Annotated in this window: 21 protein-coding genes and 1 other RNA gene; 16 read left to right on the top strand and 6 right to left on the bottom strand. The window is 41.8% G+C overall.

The genetic code is table 11. The features are described from left to right. The first annotated feature begins 384 nt into the window (after positions 1-384). The 4 genes from Q0541_RS16885 to Q0541_RS16870 all read left to right on the top strand — a co-directional run bounded on the left by Q0541_RS16885 (position 385) and on the right by Q0541_RS16870 (position 3,166). Positions 385-1,323, top strand: coding sequence for a cation diffusion facilitator family transporter (locus Q0541_RS16885; protein WP_298912238.1), 939 nt, complete (start codon positions 385-387; stop codon positions 1,321-1,323). A gap of 314 nt (positions 1,324-1,637) precedes the next feature. Continuing rightward, complete coding sequence (locus Q0541_RS16880) at positions 1,638-2,240, top strand: DUF4232 domain-containing protein (RefSeq protein WP_298912235.1); 603 nt, start codon at positions 1,638-1,640, stop codon at positions 2,238-2,240. 53 nt (positions 2,241-2,293) lie between these two features. Continuing rightward, on the top strand, positions 2,294-2,800 hold the full coding sequence (locus tag Q0541_RS16875; protein ID WP_298912232.1) for a cupin domain-containing protein: 507 nt from the start codon (positions 2,294-2,296) through the stop codon (positions 2,798-2,800). Between the two features lie 90 nt (positions 2,801-2,890). Then, positions 2,891-3,166, top strand: a complete 276-nt coding sequence (locus tag Q0541_RS16870; RefSeq protein ID WP_298912229.1) for a hypothetical protein — start codon at positions 2,891-2,893, stop codon at positions 3,164-3,166. Here Q0541_RS16870 and Q0541_RS16865 read toward each other — a convergent pair. Together Q0541_RS16865 and Q0541_RS16860 are read right to left on the bottom strand one after the other, a co-directional pair. Next, the gene (locus tag Q0541_RS16865) at positions 3,137-3,958 is read right to left on the bottom strand and encodes a pentapeptide repeat-containing protein (RefSeq protein WP_298912226.1); all 822 of its coding nucleotides are present in this window, start codon (positions 3,956-3,958) and stop codon (positions 3,137-3,139) included. The genes Q0541_RS16870 and Q0541_RS16865 overlap by 30 nt on opposite strands. A gap of 10 nt (positions 3,959-3,968) precedes the next feature. Beyond that, positions 3,969-4,610: a hypothetical protein gene (locus tag Q0541_RS16860; protein ID WP_298912223.1), complete on the bottom strand. Its 642-nt coding sequence runs from the start codon at positions 4,608-4,610 to the stop codon at positions 3,969-3,971. Positions 4,611-5,503: 893 nt separating this feature from the next. Between Q0541_RS16860 and Q0541_RS16855 the strand changes: the two genes are divergently transcribed. Beyond that, complete coding sequence (locus tag Q0541_RS16855) at positions 5,504-6,538, top strand: DUF1350 family protein (RefSeq protein WP_298912220.1); 1,035 nt, start codon at positions 5,504-5,506, stop codon at positions 6,536-6,538. Between the two features lie 392 nt (positions 6,539-6,930). Here the strand turns inward: Q0541_RS16855 and Q0541_RS16850 are convergent, their stop codons facing one another. Then, positions 6,931-7,848: an STM4504/CBY_0614 family protein gene (locus tag Q0541_RS16850; RefSeq protein ID WP_298912217.1), complete on the bottom strand. Its 918-nt coding sequence runs from the start codon at positions 7,846-7,848 to the stop codon at positions 6,931-6,933. Positions 7,849-8,129: 281 nt separating this feature from the next. Here Q0541_RS16850 and Q0541_RS16845 point away from each other — a divergent pair, with 281 nt between their 5' ends. The 3 genes from Q0541_RS16845 to Q0541_RS16835 all read left to right on the top strand — a co-directional run bounded on the left by Q0541_RS16845 (position 8,130) and on the right by Q0541_RS16835 (position 12,363). Continuing rightward, a complete protein-coding gene (locus Q0541_RS16845) occupies positions 8,130-9,068 on the top strand; it encodes a ferritin-like domain-containing protein (protein WP_298912214.1) in 939 nt (312 codons plus the stop codon). A gap of 305 nt (positions 9,069-9,373) precedes the next feature. After that, positions 9,374-9,916: a hypothetical protein gene (locus Q0541_RS16840; protein ID WP_298912211.1), complete on the top strand. Its 543-nt coding sequence runs from the start codon at positions 9,374-9,376 to the stop codon at positions 9,914-9,916. A 527-nt stretch (positions 9,917-10,443) separates the two neighbouring features. After that, a complete protein-coding gene (locus tag Q0541_RS16835) occupies positions 10,444-12,363 on the top strand; it encodes an iron uptake porin (protein WP_298912208.1) in 1,920 nt (639 codons plus the stop codon). 643 nt (positions 12,364-13,006) lie between these two features. Here Q0541_RS16835 and trxA read toward each other — a convergent pair. Continuing rightward, entirely contained in the window at positions 13,007-13,324 is a 318-nt protein-coding gene (gene trxA, locus Q0541_RS16830; RefSeq protein WP_298912205.1) for a thioredoxin, read from the bottom strand. Positions 13,325-14,171: 847 nt separating this feature from the next. On the opposite strand from trxA, the gene fabG reads away from it, so the two are divergent. The 3 genes from fabG (at position 14,172) to Q0541_RS16815 (ending at position 17,757) form a co-directional block, all read left to right on the top strand. Beyond that, positions 14,172-14,918, top strand: coding sequence for a 3-oxoacyl-[acyl-carrier-protein] reductase (gene fabG / locus Q0541_RS16825; protein ID WP_298912202.1), 747 nt, complete (start codon positions 14,172-14,174; stop codon positions 14,916-14,918). 537 nt (positions 14,919-15,455) lie between these two features. Next, on the top strand, positions 15,456-16,478 hold the full coding sequence (locus tag Q0541_RS16820) for a CBASS cGAMP-activated phospholipase (RefSeq protein ID WP_298912199.1): 1,023 nt from the start codon (positions 15,456-15,458) through the stop codon (positions 16,476-16,478). Between the two features lie 4 nt (positions 16,479-16,482). Further along, on the top strand, positions 16,483-17,757 hold the full coding sequence (locus Q0541_RS16815; RefSeq protein WP_298912241.1) for a cyclic GMP-AMP synthase DncV-like nucleotidyltransferase: 1,275 nt from the start codon (positions 16,483-16,485) through the stop codon (positions 17,755-17,757). Between the two features lie 184 nt (positions 17,758-17,941). On the opposite strand, the gene Q0541_RS16810 is transcribed toward Q0541_RS16815, so the two are convergent. Then, positions 17,942-19,024 carry an MraY family glycosyltransferase gene (locus tag Q0541_RS16810; RefSeq protein ID WP_298912197.1) on the bottom strand — a complete coding sequence of 361 codons (1,083 nt, stop codon included), beginning with the start codon at positions 19,022-19,024 and terminating at the stop codon, positions 17,942-17,944. 157 nt (positions 19,025-19,181) lie between these two features. On the opposite strand from Q0541_RS16810, the gene groL reads away from it, so the two are divergent. From groL to rnpB, 4 genes are all read left to right on the top strand, one after another. Then, entirely contained in the window at positions 19,182-20,867 is a 1,686-nt protein-coding gene (gene groL, locus Q0541_RS16805; protein ID WP_298912195.1) for a chaperonin GroEL, read from the top strand. Positions 20,868-21,159: 292 nt separating this feature from the next. Further along, the gene (corA, locus tag Q0541_RS16800; RefSeq protein WP_298912192.1) at positions 21,160-22,302 is read left to right on the top strand and encodes a magnesium/cobalt transporter CorA; all 1,143 of its coding nucleotides are present in this window, start codon (positions 21,160-21,162) and stop codon (positions 22,300-22,302) included. Positions 22,303-22,364: 62 nt separating this feature from the next. Then, positions 22,365-23,060, top strand: a complete 696-nt coding sequence (locus tag Q0541_RS16795; RefSeq protein ID WP_298912189.1) for a hypothetical protein — start codon at positions 22,365-22,367, stop codon at positions 23,058-23,060. A gap of 48 nt (positions 23,061-23,108) precedes the next feature. Further along, positions 23,109-23,534: RNase P RNA component class A (rnpB, locus tag Q0541_RS16790), an RNA gene on the top strand. A gap of 79 nt (positions 23,535-23,613) precedes the next feature. On the opposite strand, the gene Q0541_RS16785 is transcribed toward rnpB, so the two are convergent. Further along, positions 23,614-23,826 carry a hypothetical protein gene (locus tag Q0541_RS16785; RefSeq protein ID WP_298912181.1) on the bottom strand — a complete coding sequence of 71 codons (213 nt, stop codon included), beginning with the start codon at positions 23,824-23,826 and terminating at the stop codon, positions 23,614-23,616. 283 nt (positions 23,827-24,109) lie between these two features. On the opposite strand from Q0541_RS16785, the gene Q0541_RS16780 reads away from it, so the two are divergent. Then, positions 24,110-24,292 carry a hypothetical protein gene (locus Q0541_RS16780; RefSeq protein ID WP_099104126.1) on the top strand — a complete coding sequence of 61 codons (183 nt, stop codon included), beginning with the start codon at positions 24,110-24,112 and terminating at the stop codon, positions 24,290-24,292. Positions 24,293-24,360 lie beyond the last annotated feature (68 nt).

The raw sequence follows: 24,360 nt of genomic DNA, 5'->3' as shown, positions 1-24,360 counted from the left end.
ATCTCAAAAGCTTTTTCGGAGATCTCAAAAGCTACTTCGGAGACAACAAAAGCTACTTCGGAGACAACAAAAGCTACTTCGGAGATCACAAAAGCTACTTCGGAGACAACAAAAGCTATAGCGCTTCTCAATTGAGTCGAATACAGACCTAACCCCCAGCCCCTTCCCTACAAGGGAAGGGGAGTAAATTCAAAGCCTCTCTCCTTTTAGGAGAGAGGAATGGAGAGAGGTCAAACTGTATTGTATACAAACGAAAAGCGCTATATTTCGGAACTCTTCTCTACCCCTAGAGCCTCTCCAACCCTATGCATTATGCCCGCTCTTAACGAATAAATCTCCTGCGTAAGTCCTAACAAGTTTTTGGATAGCTACTTCTTTACAATCATGGCAACTGATTCATCTAATAAAACAATTTTTGCAGCGATGGGAGCTAACTTAGCGATCGCTATTACTAAATTTATCGCCGCCGCCATTACTGGCAGTTCTGCCATGATATCTGAAGGTATTCATTCGGTGGTAGATACTGGCGACCAACTGGTACTTTTGCTGGGAATTCGCATGAGCCAAAAACCAGCAGATGATAGCCATCCGTTTGGTTACGGTCAAGAACTTTACTTTTGGACTTTAATCGTTGCTATTCTTATATTTGCCATTGGTGGCGGGATGTCAATTTATGAAGGAATTACTCATTTAATTAAGCCCAGCCCTTTAGAAGACCCGATGTGGAATTATATTGTATTGACTATAGCAATATTCTTAGAGGGGTATTCTTGGACTGTGGCTTTAAGAGAGTTTTTGCCGACCAAAGGTAAGCAAAATTTTTGGGAAGCAATCAAAAACAGTAAAGACCCTACAGTATTTACAATATTATTAGAGGATACTGCCGCAGTTTTAGGTTTATTCGTTGCTTTAATCGGAATCTTTTTAGGACATTTATTTAATAATGTTTATTTTGATGGTATCGCCTCGATTATTATTGGGATTATCTTGGCTATAGTAGCAATATTACTAGCTAGGGAAAGTAAAGGATTATTAGTTGGTGAAAGTGCTAATCCTCAAACTATAGCTAGCATTCGTTCTTTGTCAAAAACAGAGTCAGGTGTACAAGAAGTCATCCGAATACTAACAATGCAGCTCGCACCACAAGAAGTATTACTCAACTTGGAAATTCAGTTTGCTAAAAATCTCACAGGTGAGCAAATAGCCTTGACTGTGGAGAGTTTAGAAGCAAAAATTAGCCAAAAACATCCAGAAATAAAACAAATTTTTATTGAAGCAAAGTCTTTAGCTACTACTCGCAAGTATCCTCAACCTTTTGAATAAATATTAATTAGAGTAATCCAAGTAAAAAAATGCCCAATTGTAATGAGTCGTGAAATTATCGTAGACGCGCAGCGGCTTGCCGCAGGCTACCGCCATCTCTGCGAGAGGCTTCCGCCAACGCGCAGCGTCTCGTAAAGAAGGCGCTAAGAGCGCCTTCGCGAAGCGTCTCGAAGAGAAGAAAAGAAGGAAAGAAGTTTACGAATTATTTAGGGCTGCTATAGCTTTCATCTTTTCATTAGAGAAAATTAGGAATTGGTACAGTGTATGCGGTAGTTAATAAGATGAAACGGGCGATCTAATTTTTGAGGCATAAAATGAAATCTTTTCCCAAAGTTCACAGATTTGTAGCTACTTCTAGTGCTAGTACATTCCTGATTTTCATCGCACTGAGCATTGGCTGTGCAAATTCCTCTTTAGCCACGGGACAGCAACAACCAAAGCCAGCAACTACAGAGCGTTCTAGCCTACAAACCAACGTTGCCTCTAATTCTCCACGTTGCCAAACTGAACAATTATCAGTCCGTAAGGTATCTGGAGATGCAGGTGTGGGAAATGTCGCAATTATTTATGCTTTCACTAATAACGGCTCATCGCCCTGTAATCTTTATGGATATCCTGGATTCGCGTTGCTAAACTCCAAAAATCAGCCTCTAAAGCGGGTTAAGGTCATCCGTTCCCAAAGCACATACTTTTTATCTAAGCAGTCTCTACAAAGGGTGACTCTAGCCCCAGGTGGGCAAGCTTCATTTCAGATTGCATACAACCATACCAGAAGTACTGGTCAGTCGTGCCCAACATCTGTGAAGATTCAAATTACGCCCCCAAACGCCTACCACCACTTTACCCTCTCTCAAAAAATTGAAGCTTGCACAGGTAAAGTCAGAGTTACACCAGTACGAGCAGGCATTATCCAATAGTAGCGATTAGTAGCGATCGCCTCCGACGAAGAAAAACCTGTTTCGATTGACTTATGGGAGATTTTTCTAAGATAACCACACAATTAAAGAGAGCCATTTTTATGCAGAATAACGAATCGCCCAAGCCGACAATAGACTACTGGCATGTCTGGACTGACCGCGACGGTGTAAGTCACCAGTCCCGTTGCCAAATTGAGGACTTCATCGAGAAAGGCATAGCCCCGGATACATCGCCGCAGTGGCTTTCTAATTTGAAGCAGTCCGGTGCCACAATTATTTTTAGTGTGTTACCCGTGGGATGGGTTGGAAACTGGCATGAGAACCCGAAGCCCCAGTGGGTCATCCCTTTGTCCGGACGCTGGTTTGTAGAGACTATGGACGGGCAGCGAGTAGAGATGGGCCCTGGCGAGATTTCATTTGGAGAAGACCAGGGCACAAAAGCGAACGCGCAAGGTAATAAAGGTCACTTATCTGGAACAGTAGGTGATGAGCCAGCTGTTCTAATAATGGTGCAACTTGAAGAGACTCCAACTTTCGAGCAATCTTGTCGCTTTAAGTAAGACTTCCTCAAAACGACCAGCATTTATTCTACTGTCCCAATGCCAGACACCATATCTATTACTAAGGAAGAAATGCTTAACTGAACAGTATTGTCATATATAGCGGTTCCCATTCAGATACGGTACAACATTATATCGCCAGGTGTAGGGGCACGGCAATGCCGTGCCCTTACGGGTGTACCTTACGTAAACAAGAACCGCTATAGTTTGGCGCATGTTCATACAGAATTGATATTAGTAGCGATCGCTCAATCTGTTCCCACACCAGCGGTTGCTCAACGGGGAAGGACTGGCAGATGGACTGATTCTCTACAACGGGCTTCAGCTAAATATCAATTATTTTCTTCTAAAGTAATTGTCCCTTGAAGAGTAAGGCATAATTGCCTCTTGAAGATTTACGCCGCTGAGGTTAGCTCCCCTAAGGTCAGCTCCTCTGAGGTTAGTTCCTCTGAGATTTGCCCCTGTCAAATTCGCACCTTTAAGGTTAGTCCAACTCAAATCAGCTTCACTCAAATCAGCTTCACTTAGGTTAGCCTGCAACAAATAAGCACCACTGAGGTGAGCCTTGGTCAGATTAGCTTTGTATAAGTTAGTTTTATAAAGATAAGTCCCCAACATTTCTGCCTCATACAAACTTGCCTCGCTGAGGTCAGCCGCAATCAAGTTAGCTTCAATCAGGTTGGCAAAAGAGAGATTAGTCCGGATTAGCTTCGCTGCACCTAAATCGGCATCTCTCAAGTTAGCGCCTGTTAAGTCAGTTCCAATTAGATTAGCATTAGCGATCGCAGCGCCTCCAAGATTCGCCTCACTCAAGTCAGATCCAATCAAATTGGCATGACTCAAATCTGCCTGTGTAAGTATCGCACCACTCAAATTAGCAACACTGAAATTAGCATCACTCAGGTTAGCTTCAACCAGGAAGGCTTTGTAGAGGTTGGCACTACTGAGGTCAGCACCACTGAGGTTTGCTCGCACGAGTAAAGCATTACCCAAATCCGCTTTTCTCAAGTTTACCCTCTGGAGGTTTGCACCTCTGAGGTTATCCCCTTGCAGGTTTGCGGCGCTCAGGTCTGGTTCAATTTGAGGATTTTTCTTTCTCCACTCAATCCATGTAACTGCACCTGCTTTCAGTAAAGCTAGATGCTCTCGATTTGCCATTTTCTCTTTTTTACTCCTTACGCCCACCCAGAGGATTTGCCCGACCAGCTACACTTTCAATCGCCGCTAACGCTCCCGCCGCACCTGCTAAAATATCTTGTTCTTGTCCACCTAAGTAAAGCCGTCCAAAACTACCTACAGCTAGAACCTCAAGAATGTTAATCGATGCTGCTTTCTCAGCTTCATTCGCAGCCAGGGCGGCGTAAGCAGCAGGCTCAACTTCTAATACATACAGCGTTTGTCCTGCTAGTAGTAGCTGTCCGCGTCGCGTGCGATTAATCAGTTGTGTTTGGTAAGCATCGATGTTGCGGATAATCTGGCTAGAAATAACCCGCGGTTTGAGACATTCCTCTCTTCGGACTCCCAATGCCGCCAAAATGGCTTGACCAGCAGCTCGCGTTTCGCCTTGGGAACCAGAATGAACTTCCAATAGTCCGTATAGTCGTTCAACTATCTGTATTCCCGGACGGACAGAGGCAGATTTCAGGGCTATATCCGTAATCTTATTAATTTCGATACCAGGAGAGATTTCAATCCACAGTGATGTATCCCCTGGTAATGGTAAGAAGCCTTGGGCTACTGTTCCCATATATGCTGCATGTTGAGGTTGCAGGCTATCGAGAAATACGAAACTGCGTAGTTCTATTCCCAAGATTTTGCTCTCCAGTCATAAGGGTAAAAGTTATCTATTGCAAGATAGAAACGTCTAGCTTGGGTCATTTTAGCCACAAGTGAAGCATAGAAAAATACAAAGTAGAAAAAAAAATTTTGCTGTCGATAAATTTTACACCTGAGAAGTATTCTGGCAGTAAAAACCGCCTTGACAATTGTACAAGCTTTATTACGCACAAATTGCTGCCTACAATCCCAAAATCGAGCAATACTGGTCTTGATTTACTGATAAAGTTGATGTGACAAAAAAAGTCTTTAGCTAAACTGAAGCGGGAAAAGTTCACTGGATTTGTGCCAGCATCTTCAAAATGCTGCCAAAACCGCAGCTAATTAAAGTGACAGTGCAAAGATTTACACATTGACAAGGTAGGCAAGAAGTGATTTAGCTGGAAACAAGGAAATAACAGGCTATTCATTGACTGGCAGGGTAATCACAAACTCAGTTCCCTCGCCCAAGGTTGAGTTAACTGCGTAGCTTGCCGCCGTAGGCATCGCTCCAGGGGAACGAAGGATAATAAAATAGCCAAAAACTTGATTAAACCTATCTAAACTTCTCCATCACAAAAACTTTTGGCATATCTCTCTAAATATTCGCAGCTATGTTGAGCGTAGGCGTAGCCCGTCGTAGACATCGCAGCTTGTTAAAGAGCCTATTAGAAGTTTAGTGCCAATTCAATCTCACTATTGAACTATACTATTCCCTACTCTCCACCCCCTTTCATAAATACTTTGAGAACCACCTGTGTTTACTATGTTACTAAAGCAAGCATCTCAGTTTTGCAAAAATATCTTTTAAAGAATCCGAAAAGCAGCAACTTCAGTTTGGAGATTAAGTATACACCTCCCAAAATGAGATGCACTCATTGCTAAGTCATGGTAAATACAAATTTAAAACTGAGATTTAAACCCGTTTCTCACAGTTGGGTTGCTCTCCATCCACAGCCTAAAGGGGTAATTCAATTTATTGCAGGGGCTTTTTTTGGTACATTTGGCCCCATGCTTTTTTATCGCTATCTGCTTCAATCTCTATTCGAGCAGGGATATACGATTATTCTTCTGCCGTTTAATTTTAGTTTTAACCATTATCTAGAAGCTGGTTTTCTGATGAGAGAGCAGTATGAAATTCTGCCAGAGCTTGTGAGAATGGCAAGTGTTGCAAGATATGATTATGAAGCCTATCTAGATGATAAAAACTTTTCTTGGATTGGACATAGCCTTGGCTGTAAATATATCTCCCTGTTAGAAGGATTTACTGCTTTGCCAGATGATCCTAAAAATAGGCAAAAGTTTATTCGGAATCTGCTATCTCATACTTCGGATAAGTCACAGATAGAAAGTGTCATTGCAGACATTGACATTCTCGTTGAAGAACTGAAACTAAAAACTGTGGAAGTTCAGAACCTGATTTGCACTTATGTAGGTCGAAAAATTACAATTAACAGTGTCTTTATTAAGGGGCAAGTTTCTATCCTCTTAGCACCTGATATTAGTGATACAGCCAGCGCAATTCGTCCTCAATTTTTAGCGGATCTCATCGACAAACTTGGCTGGGGTGTAAAACCAACCCCTGAAGAAACCCATAACTTAATCAAGGATAGTAAGCTATTTAATATCATGGGTTTAGTCTGTTTTCAGTCTGATGATATTGCTAAATCAACCTGTCAATGGTTTACTAATACTCTTGGAAAACCACCCAAAAAGTTATTGAAAACTTTAGAGGGTGGACACTTAAAACCTTTAGGTATTCAACTAGGTAAATATGTCTTTAATTTATTTGATAAACCTTTGATTGAATCAGTTCAAGAACGAAATAAAAGATTTGAGTATCATGTAATTCAATTGCTTAAGGAACTGAAACAAGAATCACCAAAAAAAGTACTGAAAGTCTTAGAATTATTTATTAAATAGTGTCAGGTTAGCATAATTAGTTATGCTAACCACAGCCAATAACCCTACCCTGCTAAAACTATGCTTTGTCTCCTCTAAAAGTATAGTTTTCAAACATTTTCTTAGGATACTGCTGGCAAAGCTCTATTTGCCACCAACCTTTTGAAGTTTATCGCTTAGTAGATAGTAGCTATCAATTGCAAATTGGTAAACCCTTTTTCATGCCAGAAATTAATTTGGTAATCGGGCGATCGCAATACATCTCTGGTAATATCCAGCGTCAGGTTTTGTATTGGTATGACCGACAAGGAAATCGCTGTCAAACTCCAGAATAACAGCTTGAATTAGCGCAAAAACAACTTGAGCGTTATCGTCAACAATTTGGGGAATTGCCAGAAAGTAAAGTATTAGCTTTAAGGTAGCGCCTTCTCTGCTTCTAGCAAAAATAGAATTGTGCTTGCCGTCATGTGAAGCTGGTAAGCAGCAAAGTGTTGTGGGACAGGAAGTGGCTGAGAACCTTGACCATGACCTGCATTTTTATTTCTCATAGTAGGAACTCCACTTTCAAGACTTGATTTGAGTGAGGTAACTTGGGTTTGTAAGTAAGTAGGAATCAGATTATTCTGAAAGCAAAGATTAATCAGATTTTTCGCCGTATCTCCAGGTTGATAAGTCCAACCTTGAATATCACAAATAGTTTTCATAGTACTCTCGAAAGCTTTAAGGCATTCAACAAGGCATTCCTTGTATCGTTCGTGCCGATAATGTTCGTGTGCTTTCAAAAATTCCTCATTTGCTCCTTTAAATCGTGTATCACTTAGTAATTCTAAAACTGGCTTTACTGCTTCAGCGTGGATTATTTGAGAGTCAACTCTAATAATTTCACCTGACTCATACTGATAACCTACCCCGTGTTCTCTAAATCTATAGTTCAATTCTTTAATTGCTTCATCAGGTGTAATTTTTGATTTAGTTATACATCGTAAACTATCGTCCCTGTATGCTCTATCAATCAATTCAAAGATTAACTCTACAACATCAAGTATCTCTTCTATGACCTCAGTTTCCAACATAAAATCAATTACATCTTGGATGTAACCATTGCTAAATATTTCTTTAAGCCATAATTTGCCATGTTCACGGCATAAAATATCGTGTATATTCTGGAAGCTCTGTATTGTTTGCAGATTTCTATGCTCACCTATAGCATCGTTCAGAATATGAATAATTTGTACGCGAAGCTGTTTAGAGATATAGTCATATCGATAAACATCAAGGAATTCTCCCATAAGTCTTTTTTGGCGTTTTGAGTATATATCGTAGACCTTCATACTTGATAAACCTCTATACAATACATATATACTATACTAGTGTTACTTATGCTGTATGTAGTGGATTTTCACTTATTTTAAATACGTCTAAATGGAGTTACAGCCTAGCATAGCGCACCAATACAAGCTTTTATGTGTAAAAAATAGCTACATATATAAGCGACTTTTTCCCCGACTCTTCAAACTACATCACATAAAACTGCCGACTTTAGCCGACTGACAAAACAAAATGCGAACGCTTAGGCTATTGGGCATAGAGATAAAAATAAAGGTATAAAAACATGCTTAATTATATCAGCCCAGTTACAGAAGACTTAGCAGGTAAAAGCTATGCCAGCCCTCACTACCTTCAAACACAGCACCGTATTCGTTCCCTCGTAGACAAATATCTTGCAGTTGAAAAACTACATGCTCGTCTGCAAGATTTACCGATACAGTTTGCTAATCCCCAACCGCGTCCCTGGAAACCCATCGACTGGCAAACAATTAACCGTAATCAAATTATCGGCTTAGACGCAGAGGTATTTTTATCTATATTGATAGGTGCAATCGACACAGAAGCCCCGATTCGCGGTTATACCCAAACCAGTCGCCAGTATTTGGAAAAATCGCATCCTCAGATGGCTCGGTTTGTTGGTGGAACAGTCCGTGAAGATGGCGAACTGCTGGAACTTGGTTTGTGGGAAAAGGAAGAACGTCAGCATACACCAGCATTAATCAAAGTCTACACCCAATTAACAGGCGAGAAAATTACCCCAAAACTTCGTACTGTTAGAAGCTATCTCCCCACAAATAACGCTGACGAAGACCTATATCGCCACGGCTTACACCGCATTGCCACAGAATACGGTGCTACCTGTCTTTATATTTGGCTGATGGCTCACACCACTGGCGCACTCCAGGATGTTCTAGAGGAACTAGCACAGGATGAAATCAACCATATGACCAAATTCTGGGGGTTTGGAGTCTGGGCTTTCCCTGATACTGGGTTGATGCGAGTTGGACGCACGCTGATCAAAACGCGATCGCAAACCTATCAGCGCAACAACCTGATGCGTACCTTACGGCGGATGATGGCTACCCTCAACTGGAATGCTTGGTCATTGACCAACAAAACAACTCTCCTTTTCACCTTCACCTATACAATGCGTCGTCTGTGGAGTTGGAATAATAGTCTAACACCAGAGTACTTGCAAGATTTATTTGGAATTACTCATTAGTACAGGACTAGATTTTAATAGAGAAGCATTTTATCAGGCTTTGTTGACCTACTAAGGACGCGATCGCCGTTTTGGTTTAAAGCTTCACTGTCAGCTTAGTGTACTAAACACCAGACATCCCCTCAAAATTAAACCGGATTTTTGCCATGAGGGATAAAGTAAAAGCACCCACATTACCAGGATGGTATATGAGCGCTAATAAATGAAAACATTATTGAGGATAATCTATCTGCTATGACAGACCGAAGTAACTATAAGAATAACAGGCGGTGGGTAAATAAACTGCAAGGGTAGTTACAAATGTTTTGTTAAAAATACTACTTACCGTAAATGCGATGCTTGACTTAGCCAAAATCCAATCGATTGCTCAATCCTATTCTCCTCAAGAACTCTTTGCTGCTTTAGTTTGGCAGCGTCGGTTCAATGAGTTTGATGGCGAACAAGTAATTACTGACCTTTCCAACCACAGGAATTTATGGGCAAGCTTTCTGTTCACAAAACCAATCTTTGCACCAGATGAAAACGGTTTAAGCTTTGGTGGTATGGTCGATACCCTTCTTGCAATGGCAAACTATCGTCCCATGCCTGAAACCAGCATCATTCATTTCATTGCTTATCCTGCCGATACCCTATACATTCTTACAGAGAACCAAGACACAAAAGTGTCAGAGCTTTTAGATTTGGGCAAAAAGTGGCGAGCTGACTCAGTAGAAGTAAGTGATGGCACGAATGAAGATTATGGTTTGCGGCTTAAGCGCCGACTGAGAACTAGATTGGAAGGGGGGCTATCGGGTGAAGATGTTCACCAGGATTGTGATGCGATTATTATTACCTATTGGTGGGATTAAATTCTTGAAAGTTATTTCCACGTTTTCCTCCTGATCTTACCTGCACCCAAATTAAGAGACTGCGATCGCAGTCTCTTAATTTTTTTTGAGTAAATTATTCTTTGTTAGGTATTGAGCCGAGGATTTCGGCTCAATACCTATATTGCTTATCACAAAATCAGACTTATGTAAATTATTCTTTTGTCAATATAGCAATCCTATTTTATATTTGAACAGAGAAAATTTGGAAGGCTTATGAATCAAGCATTTTACGTAATGTATTGTTCAAAAACCATTTAGGATTACAATCGTAATTATAGAAACTATCAATATGATGTGTTGTTAATTCTTTCCCAAAATAGTATTTACTATAATTTAATGCTTGCGATATAAGCTGATGTTTTGGTAAGTTAATTCAGAAAAAATCCTGATATCCAAAATTTAAAGTTAACAAGACTCTCTTGCTAAATCTACTTTAAATTTACTTATCAATCCATTTTAAAATCGCAATGAATTTTTTCACTATTTTATAGGTGTTGGGAGTGATCATGGCAAAATATCTACTAGCTTTTGCTAGTGGGATGGGATTTTTATGTTTAATTGTCGGGTTATCACCTGTGCAAGCCCTTCCTAGTTTAGAAATTGGAGATAAAAAGGTAGCTGTTAATCAAGATGACGGCAGCTATGAAAAGAGTTATTCTGATCAAAGCAATTTAACAAATAATATCTCCAGTAAATTGCTGATAGCTAATGAAACTCAAAAAAATTTACCCTCAGTCAATCAACAGCAAAAAATTCAAGATATAGGAGTAGATTCTGCTGTTAACTTGTGGCAGCCAATCATACCACAACCTGCAAGTTCATTTCCAACCTCATATAAACTTGCACAAGTAACATCCGTATCCCAATTGTCTGATGTACAGCCGAATGATTGGGCTTTTCAGGCACTCCAATCTTTAGTCGAGCGCTATGGTTGTATCGCAGGTTATCCCAATCAAACCTATCGCGGTAATCGGGCGATGACTCGCTATGAATTTGCTGCTGGCTTAAATGCTTGTTTAGACCGAATCAACGAACTGATTGCGACTGCAACTGGTGATTTGGTCAAGAAAGAAGATTTAGCCACGTTGCAGAAACTACAAGAACAATTTGCCGCAGAATTGGCAACATTGCGGGGTCGAGTAGATGCTGTAGAAGCTCGCACAACAAAACTAGAAGCAAATCAGTTTTCTACTACAACCAAACTCAATGGAGAAGCAATTATTGCTGGTGTTGGTGCTACCGGTGGCGCTCCTAATGACAGTGACCCGAACATCATCCTAGTCAATAGAGTGCGGTTAAATCTCACCACTAGCTTTACTGGTAAAGATTCATTAATTACTGGATTGCAAGCCTATAACTTTTTGGGTGGAGCCGATGGACAGGGTAGCCTGCAACAAAGTTTAGGATTAGCTGCGCCGCTTTTAAGTGCAAGTAGCGCCCGTACCAGTTTTGAGCCGCAATTTCCGGGGTTAAATGTCAATACTTTGTCGGGTGTTGGCGCAAACAGTGTTCAGCTTTACAAATTGCTGTATATCTTTCCCGTCGCTAATAAATTAACCTTGTTTGCGGGAACTGCGGCAGAAACATCAGATGCTTTCCCAGCAATTACGCCTTTTTATGGTGAAGGACAAGAGTCAATTTCTCGTTTTGGCAACTTGAATCCTGTGCTACGGGTTTCTGGTGGGACTTCGGGTACTGGTTTAGCATCGGCGGCGGGATTTATTTTTAACATTTCGCCAAATTTTGATTTAAGAGCTTTATACGGCAGTGTAAATGCCAATTTACCCGAAAAATCTGCGGCTGAGGCACTACCAGGAGTTTCTACTACACCTTTGGGAGCAGGTTTATTTAGTGGTAGTAGTATTATTGCCACACAGTTAACCTTCAAGCCAAGTTCCGCTCTGGATATTGGTTTAAACTATGCCCACAGTTATCACGAAATCAATATTTTGGCTACAGGATTAGTTAGTAGTGATATCGGTGCTTTATCAGGGGTTGCAGCTGGAACACCGCTCACACTCAACTCTGTTGGCGGTACGGTAACATGGCGATTGTCTCCCAAAATAGCATTATCTGGCTACGGTGCAGCAATATTTGTTGATGCTGCTTCCAATAACGTGGATGCTTCCACCACCTTTACAAGTTGGATGGCGGGAGTTCACTTCAGAGATTTATTCAAGTCAGGAAACACTGCCGGGATTCTTTTTGGTCAGCCGCTTTTCCGTACTGATACTGGTGGTTCTGCTCAACTTACGCCTACAGGCGACAATCGGGCGACTCCTTACCATTTAGAAGCCTATTACCGCCTTCAAGTTAGCGATAATATCAGCATTACCCCTGGTGCGTTTGTTCTCTTTAACCCAGAAGGTAACAGCAATAATGACACTACGACTGTAGGTGTACTTCGGACTACTTTTACATTTTAAGAGATTGGGAGTAGGCAGTCAAAAATCCCCCAAAAAATTGGGGGATTTTGAGAATCTAAGTATATGTAGGGGAGCCAGCCGTCTGGTGTTAGCGCAGCGTAAAGCCTGCGGCATGGCTTCTCTACGAGACGCTACGCGAACGCTTAGAGCGACGTAGGAGCGTCGGCAGTCCGGTCTTCTCCCAAAGGGAGACGATGCCGCGCATAGCGCAGCGGTAGCGAGCCTGCGTACCCCTTCGGGGAAGCAAGCTACGCGTAGCGTCTCGTAGAGAGCGTCTGGGGGTTTCCCCCAGGAGGAACTGCCGTGCATGGTTTCCCGACTTGAGCGGACTGGCGTTGTGTTATCGCCCTTGAGTACGGCACCTAGAATCAGAGGTGGTGCGTTAGCTTTTGGCTAACGCACCCTACGTATATTTCAAAAATCAAATATCAGTCCTATAGCCATATTAATTTCTAAACTACTTTCTCTAGACGTATAAGTAAATATGCTTAATATTTCCTTAAGGTTTTATCTGCTAGCAGCTCAATCAAACAGTGTAGGGGCGCACAGCTAGCTGTACACCCCTACACCGGATTAATATCTACTGAAACAGACGCAACATTTTGCGCCTCTAAGAACCAAAATCCAAATTCTAAGTCTTAGTTTAAATCTTTGTTTGTAGATATTGCACCAACTGTGGTGCTTGCATCACTCCTTCTATCCGCTCCACAGGCTGACCCTGCTTAAATAGTACTAAAGTTGGTAGAGCGGCAATTTCATACTTACTGGCCAAATCTGTGTACTTTTCTGTATCTATTTTGACAATCTGCAAGCGATCCTTGAGTTGGGCATTGACTTGCTCTAAAATTGGCACCATCATTTGACATGGACCACACCAGTCAGCGTAAAAATCTACTAATACAGGTACATCAGAAGCAGACAGCATCTCTTCAAAACTGTTAAATTGCTTTTTAGTTGCCATATGACACACACCGATTTTCAATTGTTTGTTTCAATAGTAATTCTTAAAAAATAAAATCGGTATAGATTCATGGGTTTTTGTTGGTAAAGGATTAGATTAATCAATATAGACTGATTTGCCAGCCAAAAATCTTAAATAATTATAATAAAGTTCACCTATTGTTTGTGTTTGTGAATATGTATTAAATATGTATTGAAACCTATCCTGACCAACCAAATAATTATACAAACGTTCCCCAAGGTGATGTTTACGATGGGTGTAGCTGCAACACTTCCTAGTTTATCCGATTAGACGATGTTTACGACTGGCTATGACGCTCGTTCGCGCCAGCGTGCCGTAGGCAAGACTCGCTCTAAGCGTTCGCGTAGCGTCTCGTAGAGAAGCCATGCCGCAGGCTTTACGCAACTCTTAGAGACGCTGCGCGTAGCTTGCTTCCCCGTAGGGGTACGCTATCGGCGTCGCAGCTACAATTAAATCAATAATATATAGCTTTAAGTTATTCATCCATTAACAGACAAATAACTATAGATATCTAACTATAGTAAAACGTTAATTCGTGTTAATCAAGTTATATCTAGCTAAAAACGACATAGAACTAGGACTTACGCAATAACTCTCTGAAACCTTATTCCTTCGTGTCCTTTGCGTCCTTTGCGGTTCGTTTTTTCATGGTTTTGCGTAAGTTGTGAGAACTTTATCTATTTATTATCTATTAACTATCTCAATTACATCATGCTAGCAAGATTGTCACTTCGTAAGAGTTAGATTTTATCCAGACAATATTCAGATGTTCCCCAAATCACCATAAGATAATTAGCGCGGTATTTCTAAGATTGAGGAACATTAAATGACACTATTACAAGATAAAGTCGCAATTGTCACAGGTGCTTCACGAGGAATTGGCCGAGCGATCGCAATTGAATTAGCCACACAGGGAGCGATCGCAGTCGTCAATTATGCCAGTTCGAGTGAAGCTGCCGAGGCAGTTGTTACAGAAATTACAGCAGCAGGAGGTGAGGCGATCGCTATCCAAGCTGACGTTTCTAAAAGTGATCAAGTAGACGCACTAGTTAACGCCGTCATCGAAAAGTTCAGCCGTGTGGATATCTTAGTCAACAACGCAGGTATTACGCGCGATACCTTGCTGTTGCGTTTGAAGCCAGAAGATTGGCAAGCTGTGATAGACCTTAACCTAACTGGTGTTTTCTTATGTACACGTACCGCCAGTAAAATCATGCTTAAGCAGCGATCGGGGCGAATTATTAATATTACCTCCGTTGCTGGGCAAATAGGCAACCCAGGTCAGTCAAACTATAGCGCCGCCAAAGCAGGTGTAATTGGCTTCACTAAAAGCGTTGCCAAAGAACTTGCTACTCGCGGCATCACTGTCAACGCTGTCGCCCCTGGATTCATCACCACCGACATGACCAGTAATCTCAACAACTCCGAAGATATTTTGAAATACATTCCACTCGGTCGCTTCGGTCAGCCCGAAGAAGTTGCTGGGATGGTGCGCTTTCTCGCTGCCGATCCAGCAGCCGCCTACATCACTGGACAAGTCTTTAACGTCGATGGCGGTATGGTCATGGCCTAAGTAGTTCTGAGTTAGGAGTTAGTAATTTTCGTAGGGTGCGTTAGCCTTCAGCGTAACGCACCCTTGTTGACAGTGACTAATTAAATGTCGTCGTGATAAATTGCTGTCCTTGAAATAAGAATTGTATGACTAGGCTTTTGAATAGCACAGAGTCATCAAAGTTAACAGTATATGCAGTGGCAGAATGAATGCTATTTTCTTAGAGTTTATTTGCCAATGACTTGGCAACAATACAAATTATTAGCAATGCGTTTTTTCACAAACTCTAAAAAAGCTGCATCCTTTACCACCTTGCGTGTACGGTTATCACTACTATTAAATTGCTACATATATACTGGATTAAGCGCTAAAATTTCAGAAATTACAAAATGTAGCGTTAAAGTTTAAGGCTGTATTTGCCATATCAAATTATACTTAAATTTTAATAATTAAGCCTCGGCAAATATCTTATTTCAAGCATATAAATAGCTTCTCTAATTCATCTTACAGGTGGGCTAGAGCAAGAATTCAGCATTTCTTCTAAACAATCAACCAAATATGGTTCACTCTCCTTCACCTTCTGCTCCAGAGTCACAAATATTCAAAGTTCTATCGATAGACGGAGGGGGAATTAAAGGGCTGTATTCAGCCAGAATCCTAGAACATTTCGAGGATAGATTTAATTGTCACATCGCTGATTATTTTGACTTAATTTGTGGCACTTCAACGGGAGGCTTGATAGCGCTGGGGCTGTCCTTAGATATCCCTGTCGGACTGATCAGCAACTTATACTACAGACGGGGCAAACAAATTTTCCCCCAGCGAAATAGTTTTCTAAGTTCGCTTAAACAGGTTTTCTTCCGAAGCAAGTATGATAACAGCGAATTGAGGAGAGCATTGCAAGAAATGTTTGGAGAGCGAACCCTTGCAGACTCTCGCTGTTTGTTGTGTATCCCCGCGTTTTCTTTGACTGATGGTAGACCCTTCATTTTTAAGTACGACCATAATGAAGGCAATCTATGTAGGGATGGCAAAACAAGATACGTTGACATGGCTCTTGCAACAAGTGCTGCACCTGCGTACCTGCCGATTGTTACCATCGATACTTACGATCACAAACAGTTTATTGATGGAGGAGTTTATGCCAACAATCCAACTTTAGTTGGGGTAGTGGAGGCACTTCGATACTTCGTTGGCAACGGCAAAAGATTTCAGAAGCTAATGGTGATGTCTATTGGTTCTCTGGAGCCAAATCCTGGTAGGCGGTTTGTTGCTAAACATCATCGTTCGGTTATCGACTGGAACAAGGATCTGATTACTACGTTTTTTGAGGGGCAGGCTTATGTTACGGGTTACTTTGTGGACACTCTAGCGCACTACTGCGACTCCCCGTTTGATTATGTTCGTATTCCTGGTGCTCCTTTATCTCCACAGCAGGCACAAATTATTAATCTTGATAACACTTCCAGTGAAGCATTGCAGTTAATGTCACAGATGGGCACAGATCAGGCGTTGTTTTGGGGTAGAAAACCAGAAATTGCTGAGTTCTTCAAAGAACGTAAACGATATATTATCAGGTGATCACGTGGCAAACTGTCATAAATTGTTCCTGAAGTTTAACACTTTAATTGTTTTAAAGTCTGAGCAAAAAGAGAGATTACGTGTATCCCGTAATGCTGTTCGTGACAGAATCAGACGGTACTTTCAGAATAAGCAGAATGGCTTTTTTCCAAAGTTTCACGGGCAGGGTTCATTTATCATGAATACTATCATCGAGCCGCTTGATGGCGAGTTTGACATTGATGATGGTATTTATTTCAAAGTAGAAGTAGAACCAATTCAGAGCATTAGCACATTACACCAATGGATTTGGGAGGCCGTAGATGGGCATACGGAACAAAAGCCTATTGACAAGCAAAGCTGTGTCAGACTTGTCTATGCCGGACAATATCACCTTGATCTGCCCATTTACTACATCATTGAAGGGCAAACTCCATATCTAGCTCATAAGGGTAAAGGATGGATTAAAAGCGATCCTAGAGAATTCATTAAATGGTTTAATAATAAAGCTGACAATGACGGTCAACTAAAGCGAATTGTTCGTTATCTAAAAGCCTGGAGCGATTACAAAAAAGGCGATTTGCCGAGTGGATTGATTTTCTCAATTTTAGCAGCTAATAATATTGTTTTTGATGAACGAGATGACGTAGCCCTTTATAAAACTCTACTCAACATCAAGAGTACCCTAGAACAGAATTTTGTATGCTATCGCCCGACAACTCCTGCCTATCAAAACCTGCTAGAGGATTACAGCAAAACTAACAAGAATTACTTTTTAGTCCAGCTAGGTAGTTTCATTCAATCTGCGGAGAAAGCCTTAGATGAGAAGACAAGCCAGAAGGATGCCTGTAAAGCTTGGCAACGTCACTTTGGCGAAGACCGATTTCCCTTTGAGTCTTATGCAAATACTGAAGAATTCATTGAAAATATTTTTAGTATCGATATTCGATATGAATTTAAGATAGATTGCCTCGTTTCACAACAAGGCTTTAGACCTCATTTATTAATTGAAATGATTTCAAGTAGATTACCTTTGCTTAGAGGTAAAAGCCTAAAATTTCATATTGTTGACTGTAATGTACCAAAGCCCTTTCAAGTCAAATGGAAGGTTTGTAATGTTGGAGACGAAGCAATCAGAAGAGATCAAATTCGAGGACAAATTATAAATGATAGTGGAAATCATCAAATAAACGAATCAAGTGATTTTCAAGGAGCGCATTTTGTGGAATGTTATATTATTAAAGATAATATTTGTGTAGCACGGTCTAGAATTGATGTGCCGATTAAACTTCCAAAGTAAGGTGGTCGCTGAGAGATGCAAGACAATTCAACTCAGGCTTGAATTTTTGGTGGATTAGTCAAGGTACAATTTTGTATCATCGAACAGCCTCTTGTAGACATAGCTTTCCATTGGTAAAATATCTTGACCATGCTGAGAATAAACCAGAGTAGGGCTAGCATTGCAATGCCTACCCTACAAGCAACTAGGGGTGTTGGCGTATCCTTTGCCAGACAGTAAAGCCCAAAAGAATGATAATACTACTAGCGGTAGTTAGCATCACAGCCAAACTCATACCTTGTATTCTCATCGCCAGCAAGTTGAAAACTAAGGTAATTGACCAAAGCGTGAATGCAGCATGGCGCTGGGAAAGTCCCCAAGCAAGTAAGCTGTGGTGCAGGTGGTCTTTGCCAGGAGTACTCAGAGGGTTATTTCCTGCTAGTAGCCGCCGCACAAATACTTGAGTGGTGTCTAGCACTGGTAATAACAGAAATAAAACTGTAGGAATCAGCGCATAAACTGTGTTTTGTTGCAGTTTGCCTAAAATACTAGTTGCTGCCAGCACATAGCCGAAAAAGTATGCTCCAGCATCACCCATAATAATTCGTGATGGATAGAAGTTATGGCGCAAAAAGCCTAGTGCTGCACCCCCCAAGGCTGCGAGTACCAAGATTGCCGCCGCCCGATTGTTAAATTGGGCTGCAACCCCCAACAAACTCATGGCGGTAATAAAGCTGATTCCTCCTGCCAAGCCATCCATACCATCCATCAAGTTGATGGCGTTAGTAATTCCTACTACCCATAGTACTGTTAGCGACATGGACAGGAGCGAGTCGATGGGTGTGCCAAATAGAACTTTGACACTGATACCATTAGCGACTAGCAACAGGGCCGTGACAATTTGCGCCCACAATCGAACAGAGGGCGGTAAGCCGAACTGATCATCGATAAAGCCCACAAGGACTAATATCGAACCCCCCAAAAGAATAGTCAGCACCTGAGCCAATACGTTTTGGAGTTCGATCGGTCGTAAAAGGCTAGCTAATACCAGCGCAGCAATCACACCCGCGTAGATAGCCAGCCCCCCTGCATTGGGTAAAGGTTCTCGATTGAGTCGCCGTGCGTTGGGTTGGTCAGCCCAACCTACGCGCAAGGCGAATTTGCGGATTGTCGGAATTAAACGCCAAGTTACAAGACAAGCCAAGAGGAACGTAAATACTACCGCCAACCAGCCGGTGCCGCTAGGGTCGGCAATACCAAGGGACTTAAGGGAGTTGTCTAGATTCATCTCCCAATCAAGCATTACTGCCAGTATCTAATATGAGCATCACCTGTATATTAATCAATTTTTTTTATTTCCATTTGTAAGTTGAGCCAGTTGGGAGATTAGCACTCTTGCGCTGTGAGTGCTAAATTGTCTAATGGAAGCGCTAGAGAAATAAAACATGGCGAAAATTATTGCATTTGACGAGGAATCTCGGCGAGCTCTAGAAAGGGGTGTTAACGCCCTTGCGGATGCCGTAAAAATCACCTTGGGGCCCAAAGGTCGCAATGTCCTTTTAGAGAAAAAATTTGGCGCACCCCAAATTGTCAACGATGGTATCACTGTTGCGAAGGAAATTGAATTAGAAGATCCTTTGGAAAATACTGGTGCAAGACTCATCCAGGAAGTAGCCTCAAAAACTAAAGATGTGGCTGGGGATGGCACCACTACTGCCACAGTTTTGGCCCAGGCCTTGATTCGGGAAGGTTTGAAGAACGTCGCGGCGGGTAGTAACCCAGTTAGCTTGAAGCGCGGCATCGACAAAACTATTGAAGCACTGGTAAAAGAAATTGCCAAGATAGCCAAGCCAGTAGAAGGAAGTGCGATCGCTCAAGTTGCCACTGTCTCTGCTGGTAATGATGAAGAAGTTGGCCAAATGCTAGCCCAAGCAATGGAAAAAGTCACCAAAGATGGTGTAATTACCGTTGAAGAATCTAAATCCCTCACAACTGAACTAGAAGTAGTTGAGGGGATGCAGATTGACAGAGGCTATATTTCTCCCTACTTCGTCACCAACAACGAGCGGCAAATCGTGGAATTTGAAAACGCCCGGATCTTGGTTACTGACAAAAAAATCAGCAGCATTCAGGATTTAGTACCGGTGTTGGAAAAAGTCGCCCGTTCTGGTCAGCCCTTGCTGATCATCGCTGAAGATGTGGAAGGGGACGCTTTGGCAACTTTGGTGGTGAACAAAGCGCGGGGTGTACTTACCGTAGCTGCGATCAAAGCACCTGGGTTTGGCGATCGCCGCAAAGCTTTGTTAGAAGATATTGCTATTCTCACCGATGGACAGTTGATTTCCGAAGAAATCGGCTTAAGTTTGGATACCGCTTCTCTAGAAGCGCTGGGAACTGCTCGCAAAATCACCATTGACAAAGAAAGCACCACGATTGTAGCTGGCAGTGTTACCAAGCCAGAGGTGCAAAAGCGGATTGGTCAAATTCGCAGGCAGTTGGAAGAAACCGATTCTGACTACGATCAAGAAAAACTGCAAGAACGGATCGCCAAACTTGCTGGCGGTGTGGCAGTGATTAAAGTGGGTGCGGCAACCGAAACCGAACTCAAAGACCGTAAACTGCGGATTGAAGATGCGCTGAACGCTACTAAAGCCGCCGTGGAAGAAGGTATTGTTCCTGGTGGTGGAACGACCCTAATTCACTTAGCTAAGACGGTAGAAACGATTAAAAACAGCCTAGAAGACGAGGAAGAAAAAATTGGGGCTGATATTGTCGGACGAGCGCTAGAAGCCCCCTTGCGCCAAATAGCAGAGAACGCTGGTGCTGAAGGTTCTGTGATTGTCTCTAAAGTCCGCGATAGCGACTTCAACATTGGCTACAACGCCGCTACCGGTGAATTTGAAGACTTGATCGCTGCTGGTATTATCGACCCTGCCAAAGTCGTGCGTTCAGCTTTGCAAAACGCTGGTTCGATTGCTGGTTTGGTCTTAACCACCGAAGCGATCGTTGTTGAAAAGCCGGAGAAGAAATCCGCTGCTCCTGCCCCTGATATGGGCGGTATGGGCGGTATGGGCGGCATGGGTGGCATGGGTGGCATGGGCGGCATGGGCGGCATGGGCGGCATGTTCTAACTTCTGCTCACCCAGATAAATATTTTTTAAGCAGTTTGTCTTATTAAGGCAAACTGTTTTTTATAGCATTGCTGATTTAGAGGCGATATGTTATCTGTATTGCTGGGAAGTCGCTGGGCATAAATAAATATAATCATCAGGGTTGCTTAATCTCAAAATAACTGTCTTTGGATTAATTTTTGTAAAATTCCTAGCAAAAGCTGAAATAAATCATAATGCTTCTTCTATAACTGGTCAGTTATTTTTACGACTGACAAATGACAAATGACTAATAACTATTAGGTAATATCTAATGGCACGAAAACTACGCCGCCCTCCCCAAATAGTAACTAGGCCATATGAAGATGAGTTCTATCACCAACCAGGAACTCTACCTGGAACCATTTTTATTGATGCAGATGCTCCGCCACCAATAATTTTCTTGATTGACTATAACCAAACCAATTTCATCCGTGAGCAAATAGCAACCCCAGAGGAGTGTGTCCCATATCTAGAGATGGAATCTATTTCTTGGGTAGACGTACAAGGTTTAGGCAGTCAAGATATATTACAACGATTGGGTAAGGTTTTTAAGTTACCTCCTCTAGTTTTAGAAGATATAGTTAATGTACCTGAGCGTCCCAAAATAGAGGATTATGAAGACCAATTGCTATTCATTGCCCGCATGGTAGTAGCAAAGGAAAAAACATGTGGTTTTTACAGCGAGCAAGTGAGTTTGATATTAGGGAAAAATTATTTGCTGACAGTACAAGAAGAACCAGAACATGATTGTTTTGAAGGAGTGCGATCGCGAATTGAAAAAAACAAAGGTACTATTCGCAAACAGGGAGCCGATTATTTAGCTTACGCCGTGTTAGATGCGATTATTGATGGTTTTTTCCCAGTGCTAGAGCTTTATGGTGAGCGAATCGAAGAGTTAGAAGAGGAGGTGATAGTCAGACCTACCCCACAAACACTACAACATATTTATCAAATTAGGCGAGAATTACTGCAACTGCGTCGTGCTATCTGGCCCCAGCGAGATGCAATTAATTCTTTGATTCGAGATGGCAGTGATTTGATTGGTGAGGAAGTGCGAATCTACTTGCGAGACTGTTATGACCATACAGTGCAAGTGATGGACATGGTGGAAACTTACCGAGAACTAGCATCTGGATTAATGGATGTGTACCTTTCGGCAGTGAGTAATAAAATGAATGAAATCATGAAGGTATTAACGATAGTTTCAACAATTTTTATTCCACTGACTTTTATTGCCGGAGTATATGGGATGAATTTCAGTACGGAAAAATCGCCATATAATATGCCTGAATTGAATTGGTATTGGGGCTATCCACTTTGCTTGGCAGTAATGGCTGCGATCGCACTTGGTTTGCTATTCTTTTTTTGGCAACGGGGCTGGCTGCAAAATTCTGTAACAATGAAGCGTAATTAAAGATTGTAGATGGACGATGAGTCAAATATACATTTATTAGCAGCGATTGAGATTTTTGAGTTATGAGGAGTAACGACCAAAATTTAGTAGTTTTGACGATTTATATTATTGGTGTTTCTTATGTTTTTAACCGCATGGTTGAATCCATCGATGACCAAGTTAAATATGAGTTTAAGAAAGGAACCGTTGAGGAGCAACTGAAAGAACACAATCTCGACGATAAAATTGGGATTTCCTTTAAACTCAAATCCTCATACCCAATTGATGAACTGAAAGATTTAGGAATTAGCATTGAAAATAAATCTGATAATGTTGCCGTATACGTTGACTGGGACAATAGTTCTTTGGTAGTTGAACATAGCAAGCAATCGCGCCGCGTGATTCGGAAATCACCAGACTTAACCCGCGACTTAGCTGTGCCTCAAAGTCCTAGCCTGATTGCCCCCAAAAAAACACTTTCTGAAACGGTGACAGCAGAAGATGTATTCGAGCGCGACCAAGTAGCTGGAACCTATTCAGCAAAAAAACCACTAATTGATATCAACGGGCTGCAAAAAGGGCAAAAAAAGTTGTACAACGACTTTATTAACGGAAGAAAGGAGTTGGACTTTTCCCTGCAACTGGTGCTACGGATATCTGAAGTGCGTTTAGGTCTAGCCCCAGGTCGTGATTTTCCTGCCATTAGTATTATCAATTGTCCTTTCACAGTCAGAAAACTACCTTGGACTTACGCTCTACCTTGGAATAAAAAGAAGTAATACTAACCAGACAGACTATGCCATCCAAGATTACACTGGATCTAGGGAGAGAGTAGGCGCAGGCGGTTGCAGATCAGTCATAGTCACTGGTTTGAGGAAAGTCCGGACTCCCGAAAGACCAAACTTGCTGGATAACGTCCAGTGCGAGCGATCGTGAGGATAGTGCCACAGAAAGATACCGCCAGAACAATTAAAAATTAAAAATTAAAAATGTAAAATGAGTAATTTTTAATTTTTAATTTTACATTTTTAATTGATCTGGTAAGGGTGCAAAGGTGCGGTAAGAGCGCACCAGCAGTATCGAGAGGTGCTGGCTCGGTAAACCCCGGTTGGGAGCAAGGCGATAGGAACTACGGTTGGTCTTTTACCAGTTCCGCTCAATGAGAGCCGCTAGAGGCGTTTGGTAACAAGCGTCCCAGATAGATAACTGCCCTCGCAAGAGAACAGAACCCGGCTTATGTCCTGCTCTCTCCCCTGTAATGGAGTATGAACCTTTCACGGTTTGTACTCTATTATTTTTTGTACGGATTTTGTGCGATCGTTAATTCATCATTTAGAGCATTCCCAGTATCTCTAATGCTGTATCCAGATGCCATTTAACCCGATATAGTCCAAACAGCTTCTCTTGACTGTACCGTGCTGGGTACTCTAGCTTCCTTCCCTCCATCGTCAGCTTGAGCAATGCTGACTGCTCCGGTGTAGGTGTTCCCATAGCCTCTAGCGTTGCTTCTAGCGCTTGTACTTGAGAGAATATAGGAGACTTCAATCCTTTATTCTCTGTACAACAGGGAAGGTCAGGAGTGCGTTAATGTAGGATGCCTTATCAGCAGGATTCCCTATTGCTTGGATGCCGTACTGTATCAAACATAAATCGCGTAATGCTCTCAAGCTTTTAACTTCTAATTCTGTGCGTGTAAACATAAAATAGAGTTACCTCTTGTAAAAGTGGGAATCGGTGGGCAACAAGTTTCTCAGGCTAAAATGCCTACCGATTTAACATTCTCCACTGATATACATGTGGAAAATGTCTTTATTTATATTTCTACATAATGTCTAAAAATAAAGGTAATCCAGATAACTTAAAGCCATTTACCACGGACAGAGAACGACCACTAACTGAATATCTACATTTGCGTGTCACCAAAGAAATGAAGGAAGAAGTGAAAGCTAAAGACGATCCTCCTGAGTTTTGCCGTCAAGCTATCCAAGAGAAGCTAGATAGAGAGAAGTAGCGAAAAGTTGCTAAAGTAATAGTCCAAGAACTTTAGGGATATAAAATAGATAGCTAGTTGCCTTCCCC

Source organism: uncultured Nostoc sp., assembly GCF_937863485.1.
Lineage (GTDB): Bacteria > Cyanobacteriota > Cyanobacteriia > Cyanobacteriales > Nostocaceae > Nostoc.
This window is presented reverse-complemented; position numbering and strand designations above follow the sequence as displayed.

Excerpts from the sequence above, each read along its gene's own strand:
- corA (WP_298912192.1), top strand. The coding sequence starts at position 21,160 with ATGGCACGAAAACTACGCCGCCCTCCCCAAATAGTAACTAGGCCATAT.
- Q0541_RS16780 (WP_099104126.1), top strand. The coding sequence starts at position 24,110 with ATGTCTAAAAATAAAGGTAATCCAGATAACTTAAAGCCATTTACCACG.
- Q0541_RS16845 (WP_298912214.1), top strand. The coding sequence starts at position 8,130 with ATGCTTAATTATATCAGCCCAGTTACAGAAGACTTAGCAGGTAAAAGC.
- fabG (WP_298912202.1), top strand. The coding sequence starts at position 14,172 with ATGACACTATTACAAGATAAAGTCGCAATTGTCACAGGTGCTTCACGA.
- Q0541_RS16855 (WP_298912220.1), top strand. The coding sequence starts at position 5,504 with ATGGTAAATACAAATTTAAAACTGAGATTTAAACCCGTTTCTCACAGT.
- Q0541_RS16820 (WP_298912199.1), top strand. The coding sequence starts at position 15,456 with ATGGTTCACTCTCCTTCACCTTCTGCTCCAGAGTCACAAATATTCAAA.
- Q0541_RS16865 (WP_298912226.1), bottom strand. The coding sequence starts at position 3,958 with ATGGCAAATCGAGAGCATCTAGCTTTACTGAAAGCAGGTGCAGTTACA.
- Q0541_RS16795 (WP_298912189.1), top strand. The coding sequence starts at position 22,365 with ATGAGGAGTAACGACCAAAATTTAGTAGTTTTGACGATTTATATTATT.
- Q0541_RS16885 (WP_298912238.1), top strand. The coding sequence starts at position 385 with ATGGCAACTGATTCATCTAATAAAACAATTTTTGCAGCGATGGGAGCT.
- Q0541_RS16835 (WP_298912208.1), top strand. The coding sequence starts at position 10,444 with ATGGCAAAATATCTACTAGCTTTTGCTAGTGGGATGGGATTTTTATGT.
- Q0541_RS16810 (WP_298912197.1), bottom strand. The coding sequence starts at position 19,024 with ATGAATCTAGACAACTCCCTTAAGTCCCTTGGTATTGCCGACCCTAGC.
- Q0541_RS16850 (WP_298912217.1), bottom strand. The coding sequence starts at position 7,848 with ATGAAGGTCTACGATATATACTCAAAACGCCAAAAAAGACTTATGGGA.
- trxA (WP_298912205.1), bottom strand. The coding sequence starts at position 13,324 with ATGGCAACTAAAAAGCAATTTAACAGTTTTGAAGAGATGCTGTCTGCT.
- Q0541_RS16875 (WP_298912232.1), top strand. The coding sequence starts at position 2,294 with ATGGGAGATTTTTCTAAGATAACCACACAATTAAAGAGAGCCATTTTT.
- groL (WP_298912195.1), top strand. The coding sequence starts at position 19,182 with ATGGCGAAAATTATTGCATTTGACGAGGAATCTCGGCGAGCTCTAGAA.
- Q0541_RS16880 (WP_298912235.1), top strand. The coding sequence starts at position 1,638 with ATGAAATCTTTTCCCAAAGTTCACAGATTTGTAGCTACTTCTAGTGCT.